The following is a 12,343-nucleotide window of genomic DNA, read 5'->3' on the forward strand; positions in this document are numbered from 1 at the left end:
TTTGGTTTTCTTGCATATATAATTTCCTTTCTTTAAAGTGGTTTCCCACAACTTTATTATATTTTTATTCTCTCTAAATAAAATACCCATCCAAAGTGGAGCTCGTTTCCAGCGAAATTCCGAGGTTGTAAGTCAGATTGTCGATGATTAAAGTACCGACCACGCTGATGAATATGACCGACAGCCAATAGATCCAACGGCACATACTTATCCGCCTTGAACTGTAGAATCAGAGCCCCGATCAAAAGCACCGTCATCAGCAGCGTCGTTACGGTCAGGCCAAGATTGAGGTTTGGGTTCAGCAGGTCCGCTGCCGTCTCCCCAACGGTCGTTGCCAAGATTTTAATGATCCAAAAAAAGAGGGTGACTTGCGGGACTTTGTTTAACATCCGTCTTCCCGGGCTCATGGGCGGCTGGATCAAGCCCTCCTAATTATGCGTATACTGTTCCATTTGCCCATCCTCCTTTACCGTCATAGAAACCACCGGCATTAGCTGCTCATACTGTCCATGTTGATTCGGTTTTGTCCATTAGTGTAACAGCTGAAAATGAGAACTTTCTGTGAAAGTGACCCATCTCAACCGAAGCTGCGCAGTAAGCGTTGGATAAAATTGCATCCATGGGATATTGGCATTTCTCATCATTTTTTAATTTCTGTCACCTATAACTAGTGGGGAAGGGTGAAGTGCTAATCATGCATGGATTTCACTCCATCCAAAACGAATTGTAGGGAGGGCTTTATGGATAACAACACGAACATCATCAGAAAGAGCCGGATCGGCAAAACTTTAACCGGGATCGGCTTGTGTCTCTCCATTGCTTTTTCCGGAAGTATGATGCTGCCGACCCATCCGGTTCACGCGGCTTCCGTTTCCGGCAGCTCCGTGGCGGATCGGGTCATCTCGACAGGGAAACAATTTTTAGGCGTTCGCTACCAGTTTGGAGCACCTTCCGGACGAACGGACGAATTCGATTGTTCCTCATTCACGCAGTATGTCTTCAAGCAAAACGGCATCGATCTGCCCCGCTCATCAAGACAGCAATCGCAGGTGGGTACGCCGGTTTCCAAGGATCAATTGCAGCCGGGGGACTTGGTCTTCTCCGATACGAATCACGACGGCGTCATCAATCATGTCGGCATATATATGGGGAACGGTCAGGTCCTGCATACTTATAGAGTCGGTATTGGCGTGACGGTGTCCAATTTTTCCGGCAGTACCTGGGATCGCACCTTTGTAACCGCTCGTCGCGTCATTTCCGACAATGGACAGGCTTCCAGCGGGCAGACACCAAAAAATCAAGTTGCTGAGCAGAGCAATAACGAAAAGGATCCAAGCAGCCAAGATTCCAATGGACAGAATTCTGCCGACACTTCCGTAGCTGCGCCTTCGGTTTCGGACCAAATCGAAAAGCCGACAAATATACAGAAGCATTCCTCCAAACATCAGTGGAGAAATTCCGAAAGTGCAGATGGAGAGGATCAACAAGGGGAACACTAGAAGAGCTTACAAGGCAGGGTCTCAAGCGAGACTCTGCCTTTTGAAGATATAAGAAAGTATTAGCTTCGGAGGGTGGGGCTTCCTTATACTGCAAGAAATACTACCGTTAAATGCGGTCTGGCTTCTTAGAATGTACGTCAATAGACGTTTTTCTTATACAGAAAATGTGATAAAGGATTATCATTTGTTTACAATTTCATGGGATGACCAAACTAGTAGGGATTATCAGCGTCAGCACCTATCTTCTCATCGATTTCTCATGATATTTGAATATACTTGTCATCGCAGCTGTAACCTGGAGGAGATATCAATGAAACGGATACTTATTATAGAAGACGAAAAAAGCCTTGTGCGTTTTATCCAGCTGGAACTTGAGCATGAGCAATTCTTTGTACGGGCTGCCCATGATGGAACCAGCGGACTTCAACTTGCCTTGAAGGAGGAATGGGATCTGATCCTGCTGGATATTATGCTGCCACATTTGGACGGGGTAGAGGTATGCCGCAGGCTCCGGAATGTGAAAAGCACTCCTGTGATCATGCTCACGGCCAGAGACAGACTGGAGGACCGGGTGCAAGGCCTCGACAGCGGTGCGGATGATTATATCGCCAAGCCATTTGACATCGAGGAGCTTCTGGCCCGCATGCGCGCGATATTCCGCAGGATCGAGCTGCGGGATCAGCAGGATCGGGTAATACTGACATTCAGGGACATCACTGTGGACCTGGATGCCAGAGTTGTTACCCGTGGCGGTAACCCTGTCAAACTGACCAAGCGTGAATTCGACCTGTTGGCCATGTTTATGAAGCATCCAAACCTTGTCCAAACGAGAGATATGCTGCTCGACTTGGTATGGGGCTACGATTCGTTGGTGGAAAGGAATGTGGTCGATGTGTACATCCGATATTTGCGGAATAAGCTGGATGTTCCCGGAGAAGAAAGCGTCATCCAGACCGTGCGCGGAATGGGATACGTGTTGCGGCCATGAAACGGATGACCGATTGGCTCAAACGGCTGCCTATTATATGGAAGCTGACGATCGGCGCAACGCTACTCATTTTTCTGCTGTTCGCCTCGTACAACTTTTCCCAGTACCTGGTCTTGAAGCACTGGATGCTGAACCAGGAGCAGGACGCGCTTCATGTCATGATGTCACAGGTCCAGGGTTATTTAGAGGATCAACCGGCTAACGGGGAATTGCTGCATTCACCGGAAACAAGCTCCTATATGCGAAATGTTCTAGGAAAAAATCAAATGATTCGCCTAATTGATAAAAATGGGACGGAGCTGCTGCTGGCTACGGACCATTTTAATCCGCTGTGGATCACACCGCTTCCGAGCACGATTAACTCCTTGCAGGATGTGTGGCATGAGGAGGACCATATTCTCGTTTACCGGGCTCCTCTTATGATCAAGAACGAAGCTGGAACGATTGAAATTGCAACGAATCTCGAGACCTTCGACCATTTTAACGCTACACTGCTGTGGGTCATGGTGATCGGGGGCTTTTTGGCCGTATGCATTAGCGCCGCCAGCGGCTGGGCGATCGCCAGGCAGTTTTTACGGCCGGTTAAGGCTCTTGCCATCACCATTCAAAATGTGAAGCAAAACGGGCTTCAGGAACGCGTCGCAAATATCGAAAACGGGGATGAGCTATCGCAGCTGGCGAGCCTGTTCAATGAACTGATGGACCAACTGGAAGTGTCCTTCCGCCAGCAAAAGCAGTTCGTTGACGATGCTTCGCATGAACTGCGCACGCCCATCACCATTCTGGAAGGCCACTTGAACTTGCTGGACAGGTGGGGGAAAAGGGATCAGGCTATCCTGGAGGAGTCGCTGGGGGCGTCGCTTCAGGAAGTCCGAAGACTGAAAGGGCTCGTTCAAGGGCTCCTGGCGCTGTCGCGGGCTGAGTCCTCGACCTTGACCCATCATATTGAACAGATCCGGATTGAACCGTTTCTGACCAAAACTCTCCGTCGGATGGAAGATCTGTATCCGGAATTCACTTTCCGTATGAAAGGGGAGGGGACCGGCAAAATGGTGAAGATCAATCCGCTTCACCTGGAACAAATGCTGTTTATCGTCATTGAAAATGCGGTCAAATATTCAGGGGATCATAAAGAAATCGACATTCGCAGCTATGAAGAAAAAAACCGGGTGCGCATATCCATTCAGGATCATGGAATCGGCATACCGACGGCTGAGATCCAGCATGTTTTCGACCGATTTTACCGTGTAGACTTGGCCCGCAGCAGAGAAATTGGAGGAACGGGTCTGGGTCTGGCGATCGCCAAAAATCTCATTCAGCACTATCAGGGCGAAATTGCTCTCACCAGCGTCGAAGACGAAGGAACCCGCGTAATCTTGTCTTTCCCGGCGGTATCATTATAATGACGGTGCAATCGAAAGGCTGATTCTCATTAAATTTTCATAATTCTGCGTTAAGCTTATTTCCACCGATCGTTATCGTTAACAGATCAGAAAAAGCAGAAGGAGTATGAGAAATGAGTATCTGTCAAATCGATTATGAGCTGTTTCATTTCATTAATGAGTGGGGAAGATCCGCATCCTCCCTGAATTCTGTTATGCGTTTTTTCGCGGAGCGTGCATTCTATTTATTTTTTGTCGGTCTATTGGTCTATTGGTTTAGCCGTAAGGAAAACAACCGAAAAATGGTAGCGGAGTCCGTCGTTTCCGTTGTCATCGGGCTTGGGATCAGCTGGGTGATCGGCCATCTATTTTACCGGGATCGACCTTTTGTAGCCCATACGGTGCTGCAGTTGATACCGCATCCGGTCAACGCGTCGTTTCCAAGCGATCACTCCATCGGAGCTTTTGCCATTGCCGCTTCTTTCGTTATATATCGCCGAAAAGAAGGAATAGTCTGGCTGCTCTTGTCTGCTGCTATTGCTTTCTCCAGGGTATGGACAGGTGTACATTATCCGTTCGACGTATTGGGTGGGGGGCTGATCGGTATCATAGTTGCAGCAGGGGTGCACCGCCTTGCGGAGCGCTTCTCGTTCATTTCCCGTTCGTTTAAAGCAGGTCTCGGGTGGTATGAAAAATACGAATCGAAGATATTGCCACGGAACGTGACCAAGGAAGAACAAATTCAGTCAGGGAAGTAACCTGGGACGAAGATGATTACAGCAGTCGGAATCATATTCCGACCATTATCGTGGGGGATCATGTCTGTCAAGCCTCATTGAGTCAAAAAATCTCCCATTTAAATGTTCTTCGGACACTGGAAGATCTGTACGACCTATCGCATCTTGGCCGAACCTCAGGCAGCGAGCCGATCCGAAATCTGTGGAAACAGCCATAAATGAAAATTCAACAGCGAAATTATCAATGGGGAGTGAGAAGCATGTATGACCAGCTACAGGATTTGGATCTGTTTTTGGAGTCCATGCATGATTTGGAAACAAAAATTCGTCAACTGATTCAACGTTCCGGCCTTTCCAAGGAAGAGCAGTTGTTTATTTTGGGGCATATTTTGGTCGTTCCCGGCAAGGATATTTCATGTCAGCAAAATTAAGGTCGAGTCTTGGGCAAAGATCCTGGCCGGATCTGACTTTAAAAATAAACTGCCGTGCTAAATTGTTGTATCCATAGGAGGGAACAAGCATGCCTACCCGTCACCCAAGAATATTGATTTTGACAGCCGGATTTGGAGACGGCCATCAGCAGGTTTCCTCGGCATTATTGCATTATTTTCATATGCTGCAGGTCAACCAGGTGCAAATCATTGATCTCATGAAGGAAGCGCATCCTGTGTTAAATTCCTTTTTTTCGAAGGTGTACCAAATGAGCCTGTTCTCGTCTCATCTGGGCTTCGATTATTATGGCTGGAGCTATTACATGACCAGGGATTCCAATCCATCCGGCCCGGTGAACCGATACCTGAACCGATTCGTCAGACGAGAGATGCTGGAGACGATCGGCCGTTTCCGGCCAGATGCGATCATCAACACCTTTCCATTCGGCGTCGTGTCGCAGCGCGAATGCGACCACAACGCTCGCACATTTACCGTCATTACCGATTACGCTCTTCATTCACGTTGGATACATCCGGATACGCATAAATATTACGTAGCCACAAACGATATCAAAGACTTGATGATGAAAAATTATGTCTGCATGGCGGGGAAAGTCAGCGTCACTGGCATTCCTGTCCGTCCCCAATTTTATAATATAGGAGTAAAATCTCCGATTCGAAAGGTTACTTATGGAGGATCCGAAGGCAAACAGATCTTGATTATGGCAGGCGCATTTACGTCGTTCCAGCAGCTCACCGAGCTCATATATCTGCTGCTTGGCCAGCAATCTTGCGAAATCACGGTCGTATGTGGGCGTAAGCAGCATACCTTCGACAAATTGACTTCGCTGTATGCCGAACATCCACAGGTGAAGTTCATTGGCTATATAGAGAACATTCACGATCTGATGGCTACGTCCTCCTGCATCGTGACGAAAGCCGGTGGCATCACTTTAACTGAGGCCGTCATCCTAAAGCTGCCGATCTTTATTTTGAGCCCCTTTGGAGGCCAGGAGAGGGAAAACGCCTTGTACTTTAAGAATAACGGCATTGCCCAGATTTCATCCAACGTCCGTCAGCTTGCGGAACAGCTTCAGTTATTTCTTGAGGCACCGGTGTTGTCCGACCGGATCCAAGGGAAAATGGCCGGATTCCACCAAGGAGCAGCTGGCGAGCTGATCGTAAAGGATATCTTGTCGACGCTGCAGTATCGTCAAGATCCAAGTTCGGATTACGAGCTGTCGGGCGTCCATAAAACATGAAATACTCGGTGAAATGGTTCGGATTTTTGCTGCTGATAGGCTTGGTAATCTACATTATTCATTTGCTTCGAACAGGGGATGCTGAGCGAATCATCGCGCTGATACGCCAATATCATATCCTTGGTTTCGTCGCTGTGCTGCTGTTTCAAACCCTGCTCAACGTGCTGCCGCTGCCAGGGGAAATCACCGCTGTGATGCTGCTGGAAATCTATGGGCCTTATTGGGGAGGTCTCTGTTTGTGGACATCCGGTATTATCGGAGCCACCTTGGGTTATTGGGTTACCCGATCGTTCTCTTCATATTTTGCGGGGACGCGGGTTGAACCGTATCTAGTCAAAATGAAGGATTGGCTGGGAACCAACGAGGTTAAAGGTCTTCTATTTGTCCGGTTTGTCCCCTTCATCCCGTATCATGCTGTCAATTACGCCGCAGGGCTGCTAAAGGTAAAATTACTCGGTTACGTGCTGACAACAGCGCTCGGTGTGCTTCCGCATACCGTGGCCATGAGCGTAATGTACGCAGGCTTTCGGAAAGGGTCACTGTTCTGGGCTGTCATCGGTTGCATAATCTTTATCCTCCTCGCCGGATTGTCCTGGTATCTAAAGAAGCGGACATCCCGCAAGCTTCATGATAACAGGGTTACGGCTGAGTAATAGACACAAGGAGTGAAGGGACCAAAGAACGGTACTCTTATTTCATGTTATTGACCGTGATTGCAGATTATTGGGATTCATGATGAATAGATTAGCGTATCAATTCAAAAAGACCTACCCTACAAGCAATCCAGCCGGGGGTTGGTTTTTTCAGCTCTGATCATCCTGTTTGACAAGGGAGCATGATCATGATCCTTGTATACTGCTATCATTTGACGCCTGAACAGCACATTTTAGAAGCGTGGATTGGTTTTGAGGGAAAATATAGGGAACGGCTACCATGAAGCCGTTCAAGTGAGTTAAAGTGGTATGTATTGTAGGAGTTGGAAGTAAGATGCTGGGACGCAGACAAAACGGAACCGGACGGCAGAAAAAAGGCCGAGAAGCTGTATACCGTCAGGGTCTCTCGGCACCGTTGAAGTTGAAAGTTTTTACATCGCCGCTTTATTTAGGCAGCGGCAGCCTCTGCGATCCCTTCTTCTCCGTTGCAGTCACGGTCGAAAAGAGTCACCGACGGTGACGAAGGAGCTCAAGAATGGACTACAACATTTTAAGGTGGAGACTCTGATAAGTGCCGAATCATAGCATTATTATTTCGAGCTTTACTTAGTACATCAGGAGGAATAAAGGATTTCAAACCAAAGCATTCCTTTCTATTTCTGCAGCAGACCTGCTTCCCTAAGGAAGTGTCGAACCACTTGCGTTTGGTATTCTATCCTTGTATTCATTTTAAGGCTCCAGCATGTTTCGACTGTTACAGATCTTGCATGAATATGTTCGGCTGCTGCGGTACGGGAAGAACCTTTAAGTTTGTGTAAGCGAATGTGAAAATGGTGGGAGGGGCGGATGGAGGACGCGTTTATTTGTTTGATGATCTTCTGGACAGTTGGGACTGCAGCGTTACCTGGGTTCGTGATTAATGTTTGGCCGAGCACGTTCTTGCTTTTTGATGATAAGCCATTCGCTTCATGAAGATCTAGATACCAGTCCGGATTGTAGTTTTGCATGATCTCGTACAATGCGTGGGACATCTCATGAGTTGCCCTTCGGTCCGATCCGCGCGGGAACGTACGATTAAGATCTGGATTTCCGCGCACTCTTTTTTTGAAGGCAGGCTGGTTCGCAATGGGGACTACAATCAATGTCCCACGTCTAATGGTTAGCTCCTGATTTCTCAACTGCTTGACCAGCTCCTGGGCTGCACGGATACTACCGACCTCCTTACCATGGATGCCGGCCACAATCATAACATTTGGGCCAGACAGTTTACCGTGAAACAGATGAAGCCATGTTTCATATGGTGTACCTTTGGCAAGCTTACGTTTTTCAGTTAGCATGCTTTGAACCACCTCCGTTGCCATATACTATGTTTGAATTGATAGAATTTGTACAGGCAGGAGTTTAAACCGAGCGGCAAATTAAGATTTCGATTAACTGTCCTAGTTCCCGCTAAATTATACTAATATTGATTGAACACGGAACTAATCTGTCCCAAGAAATTATCAGTATATGGTTTCTAATGCGATAACTGGTAAACCGGTAGCCATTGCCTCCACATTAACTAACCCAAAGGCCTCGTGCTTCTGAGAAGGGCACACAAAACAATCAGCGATTTGATAAATTCTATGGATTTCCGAATGTTTCTTTTTCCCTATCCAAGACACGGAAATGCCAAGTTTCGATGCTTGCCCGCGAAGTTTTTTCATATAGGGATCTTTGCGCGGAATAACCCGCCCTACAAGCAGAATAGTAAATGTTTTACCAATGGCATACTTAGCCCGAAGGATTGTACGCTCAGATTCACTTGGCGGTCTAAACCTATTAACGTCTCGTAATTTTTATTTCGTAGAAAACGCAAACACAGACGACAGATACACTTTTGAGCTCCCTGAAGCTACCTTGAATATGTTTACTCCATCAACAACTTTACTATGAGAAGCCAAATTTCCCAATGCTCTGCTCACCACAGTTACTTGGTGATGCTCGGCAAGCTTTTTTGCAATGGCTATAATGCAAATCTCTACAGAACCTGTCCCAGGGACAGGAATTTGCTCCGGTGCCACAATTAGTATTTTCAATCTCATTCCTCTGATCTGGCCGGACGTTTTAGTTCCATGCATTTCTCTATGATGTATTCAAATACCCTGAGATTGGCATAGTCTAGCGTCTTAGAAGAATCAATAGAAACCTCGCAGGTTTGAAATACTCCTTGGCAACGATGATGTTCGCTCCATATTCCGGATACCCGTAAATTCTCAAAAACTGCACTGAAAAGGATCTTAAATCGGTATTTACATAGGCTGAGAACCTTTGTTACTGCGCGCCGCGAGATTTCAGGTAAGGGACAAGCCCTTGCGTCGAATCAGCCTGTTGCTAATCAACCTCAACTAAATCAAGTCACTCCAGTGAAAAAACTTTAAACTCACCGGAGAGAATCCATCTTCACGGAATCTGAAAAACCAACAAATCTAAATGCCATTCCAAAGCAGAGCCTCGAAAGAAGCTCTGCTTTGCTCTATAATATCTCGCGAGCGGTTACATATCGTTTCAGCCAATACGGTCTTCTCCATTTCGTAATGGTGACACCGGGAGGCGATTGGTAGGTATTGATCATGTTGCCATTCCCAATATCGACGCCAACATGACCAATCCGATTATCGGAATAGCGATCTCTTCTGAAAAAGATTAAATCCCCTGCTTCAATTTCTTTTTGGGTAATCTTTCGACCATTTCGAGCTTGGGAACTGGATGTTCTTAACAACTTAACTCCGTATTTCCCAAATATATATTGGGTAAAGGAAGAACAGTCGAATCTTTTGCTTCTGGGATACGGCCCGGCACCGAACTGGTAACGAGTCCCCATCAGGCTTCTACCTAGTGCAATAATTGCGGGAGCCTTTTCCGGTTCTTGTTTTATCTTCGCCCTTCCGGTTGATTTTCTTTGGGGGACTGCATCGAAATCAATCGTTGGGATCGTTACTTTTATTCCGGGAGGAATCGGTTCCTTTAAATCTTTATTGACAGAGAGAAGCTTTTTTACCGAAGTATTCAGCAATCTGGATAGTTTTTTGAAGGTGTCGCCTTTTATCGTGATGATGAAACGACCAGGTTGCCGTATTGATACACGCTTAGCTTTCCTGTTAACCAAGAAATCGACGTTCAAAAGCCGGTTTACAGAACGGAGACTAATGAAACGCTCCTTGTTTATCATGATTAAAGGATCAATTCGAAAGGAGACACCTTCTCTTTTTGCGATCGCACCATTTTTGGGAATTGTCACGAGCTCCGAACCGTCTGTTATCAATATGCTGTTTGTGCTGTTTTTTAAAATATCATACTCCAATATTTCCATTACATCTTTTAGCTGCAAATAGTTTAATGTATTTCTTGTGATTAAGCTGATGTTCGTAAACACTCTTTTTTTCCGTGTGAAAAAATCTTTTTGAAATAAAGTGAGGGTTACGATTAAATTTGTAGTTGTCATCAGTTGTCCCCCTTGTATATTTGAATTATTCGAGAACCAATGGTTTCTATAGAAAATCTCTGTTTTACTGTTGTAACGCCTAATTTTCCTAAAGTACGGGCTTTTTTTGGATTTCTTAATAGGCTGTTAATGTCTGAAGAAAGTGTTTCGGGTGTGATCGGTGCAAAAGCTCCATGGTCGCCGAAATGACATTGAACCATCTTATTTATATTTTTCTGTTGTACAATACCGCAGTACCCTGCAACGCCTGCAGCAACAATCGGTTTTGCGCATGCCATTGCTTCAAGTGCCACGCGTCCCGTTCCTACAACAACATCCGAGACATAATAGGCATGTTGGATATTAGACATCGGAGGACGAATGATGATTGCTGTTCGACCAAGGCGACGATTGACTTTAGCCGCAAGCTGAACCAGATCTGAACGACGAGGCCCGGGACCAACCAGAACGGCTAAAAACTGCCGGTTGTATTTAGCGATTCGTTCTGCCGCCAAGACTACATTTCTGGCTATGGGATATTTATCAGACGAGAATCTTCCGGCGTATACAAGAATTTGGGCGGTTTGCGGTAAACGGAGCGCCTTTCTCCAATGGTTTTTATTTGCCGCAGGGCGGAACGTTGCGATGTCAATTCCATTAGGGATCATCTGGATCTTGTCCGTAGAAATTTTATGATTCACCAACCATTTGGTCAGTTTTGGTGAAACCACAATCATACGTTTGGAAGTTCTTGCTGCCGATAACAGGGAATCCCGACGATGATAAGTGCCATGTATAGTAACAATTAAAGGGATTTTATACTTTTGAGATAAGGTTACTGCCTGAGCAAAAGACTTGGAATCATGGGCGTGGATCAGGTTATACCTTTCTTTGACCATGATCGAAGACAATAAGGATATTCGTTTTGAGTTTTTTTCAATTGGCATATTATGGAGCTTAATCCCAGATTTCTGAAATGAGTTTGCGAGTGGCCCTCCATGAGATGCAACACCAACCTGAACCCCATGTTTTAACAAACTTCGCGAGAGAGAAAGAATATATTTTTCGGTTCCTCCAATATTCAACCGCGATACCAGCATTAAAACTTTCATGTCTCACCATCCCAGACTCATCTGAATCATACAAGATGGTGTATAGTATGAGAATTCTTCATTGCAGGGAAGGGCTTAAAACTACATCGACTGATTAACGCCGGCCGTACGCTCTTTGATAACGACACATTTTTTAATATATACGCTTATCCTTCAAGGTTTTGAATCCATAAATTGCGGGCTGGGGATTCCCTTCCAAAATCCACGGATGTAGATTTTGGTCTATGCCGACATCCAGGCCAATCTCCTTTCGGAGTTCATAACCATAACCAGAATATGGCCTTGGGTCATTTTTGACCCGGACTCCTTTCCGTTTCTCAAACTAAGCTGGGTCGTATTGTTGTACCTCTGGAGGGGATATTAATTTTGGATATACAAGAACGAAGTTTAGCAAAGACCACCAAATTTAAAACCTCGTATTACATCATTAGAGGTAGCTCAGAAGGGAACACGGTAATGGTAACAGCAGATGTTCATGAAGATGAGAGGGCAAACATTCTGGCAGCAAGTATCAAATTTTTCCGAGTTACATCTACTCGGCCGGGTCGGTTCAGGGCGAGCTGCCCGTTTTGAATCGAGCATGTTGCGGCATAAATAATAAGGCGCTGCCAGGAATTTCCCTCATTAAATTCTAATCTTACTCACCTTATCGTCTAAAGTACGCGGCCTACAATATAGACTGTAGTTAAATTTGAAGAGGAAATTCACAATGAACAAGAAACTGATGGTTGGTGCGCTTGCTGTTGCTCTTATAAGTTGAACGAAAGAACTTGGCAGTTAGAATAGCCCTGTTCCACTCCAAGGAAGTGAAACAGG

At 45.9% G+C, this 12,343-nt stretch carries 13 protein-coding genes and 1 pseudogene; 8 read left to right on the top strand and 6 right to left on the bottom strand.

Annotated elements, in window-relative coordinates; translation table 11 throughout:
• Positions 1–97: 97 nt before the first annotated feature.
• Positions 98–407: pseudogene (locus ACFTRD_RS14960) on the bottom strand (COG4705 family protein); the annotation flags it as partial.
• A 333-nt stretch (positions 408–740) separates the two neighbouring features.
• On the opposite strand from ACFTRD_RS14960, the gene ACFTRD_RS14965 reads away from it, so the two are divergent.
• The 8 genes from ACFTRD_RS14965 to ACFTRD_RS15000 all read left to right on the top strand — a co-directional run bounded on the left by ACFTRD_RS14965 (position 741) and on the right by ACFTRD_RS15000 (position 7,472).
• Positions 741–1,499, top strand: a complete 759-nt coding sequence (locus ACFTRD_RS14965; RefSeq protein WP_379381412.1) for a C40 family peptidase — start codon at positions 741–743, stop codon at positions 1,497–1,499.
• A gap of 310 nt (positions 1,500–1,809) precedes the next feature.
• Entirely contained in the window at positions 1,810–2,487 is a 678-nt protein-coding gene (locus ACFTRD_RS14970; RefSeq protein ID WP_379381413.1) for a response regulator transcription factor, read from the top strand.
• Positions 2,484–3,890 (top strand): HAMP domain-containing sensor histidine kinase, encoded by a 1,407-nt coding sequence (locus tag ACFTRD_RS14975; RefSeq protein WP_379381415.1) that lies wholly within the window; start codon positions 2,484–2,486, stop codon positions 3,888–3,890. Before ACFTRD_RS14970 ends, ACFTRD_RS14975 begins: the two co-directional genes overlap by 4 nt.
• 113 nt (positions 3,891–4,003) lie before the next feature.
• Complete coding sequence (locus ACFTRD_RS14980) at positions 4,004–4,627, top strand: undecaprenyl-diphosphatase (protein WP_379381417.1); 624 nt, start codon at positions 4,004–4,006, stop codon at positions 4,625–4,627.
• 239 nt (positions 4,628–4,866) lie between these two features.
• On the top strand, positions 4,867–5,037 hold the full coding sequence (locus ACFTRD_RS14985; protein ID WP_379381419.1) for a hypothetical protein: 171 nt from the start codon (positions 4,867–4,869) through the stop codon (positions 5,035–5,037).
• 89 nt (positions 5,038–5,126) lie between these two features.
• Entirely contained in the window at positions 5,127–6,299 is a 1,173-nt protein-coding gene (locus ACFTRD_RS14990; protein WP_379381421.1) for an MGDG synthase family glycosyltransferase, read from the top strand.
• A complete protein-coding gene (locus tag ACFTRD_RS14995) occupies positions 6,296–6,952 on the top strand; it encodes a TVP38/TMEM64 family protein (protein ID WP_379381423.1) in 657 nt (218 codons plus the stop codon). Before ACFTRD_RS14990 ends, ACFTRD_RS14995 begins: the two co-directional genes overlap by 4 nt.
• A gap of 334 nt (positions 6,953–7,286) precedes the next feature.
• Positions 7,287–7,472 carry a hypothetical protein gene (locus ACFTRD_RS15000; protein WP_379381425.1) on the top strand — a complete coding sequence of 62 codons (186 nt, stop codon included), beginning with the start codon at positions 7,287–7,289 and terminating at the stop codon, positions 7,470–7,472.
• Between the two features lie 133 nt (positions 7,473–7,605).
• Here the strand turns inward: ACFTRD_RS15000 and ACFTRD_RS15005 are convergent, their stop codons facing one another.
• The 5 genes from ACFTRD_RS15005 to ACFTRD_RS15025 form a co-directional block, all read right to left on the bottom strand.
• On the bottom strand, positions 7,606–8,289 hold the full coding sequence (locus ACFTRD_RS15005) for a succinylglutamate desuccinylase/aspartoacylase family protein (protein ID WP_379381427.1): 684 nt from the start codon (positions 8,287–8,289) through the stop codon (positions 7,606–7,608).
• A gap of 165 nt (positions 8,290–8,454) precedes the next feature.
• Positions 8,455–8,739, bottom strand: a complete 285-nt coding sequence (locus ACFTRD_RS15010; RefSeq protein WP_379383049.1) for a glycosyltransferase — start codon at positions 8,737–8,739, stop codon at positions 8,455–8,457.
• Positions 8,740–9,467: 728 nt separating this feature from the next.
• Positions 9,468–10,436, bottom strand: a complete 969-nt coding sequence (locus ACFTRD_RS15015) for a C40 family peptidase (RefSeq protein WP_379381429.1) — start codon at positions 10,434–10,436, stop codon at positions 9,468–9,470.
• The gene (locus ACFTRD_RS15020; protein WP_379381431.1) at positions 10,436–11,527 is read right to left on the bottom strand and encodes a glycosyltransferase; all 1,092 of its coding nucleotides are present in this window, start codon (positions 11,525–11,527) and stop codon (positions 10,436–10,438) included. Before ACFTRD_RS15020 ends, ACFTRD_RS15015 begins: the two co-directional genes overlap by 1 nt.
• A gap of 133 nt (positions 11,528–11,660) precedes the next feature.
• Positions 11,661–11,771: a YheC/YheD family protein gene (locus ACFTRD_RS15025; protein WP_379383051.1), complete on the bottom strand. Its 111-nt coding sequence runs from the start codon at positions 11,769–11,771 to the stop codon at positions 11,661–11,663.
• Positions 11,772–12,343 lie beyond the last annotated feature (572 nt).

This window comes from Paenibacillus sp. NPDC056933 (assembly GCF_042674385.1).
Taxonomy (GTDB): Bacteria; Bacillota; Bacilli; order Paenibacillales; family Paenibacillaceae; genus Paenibacillus.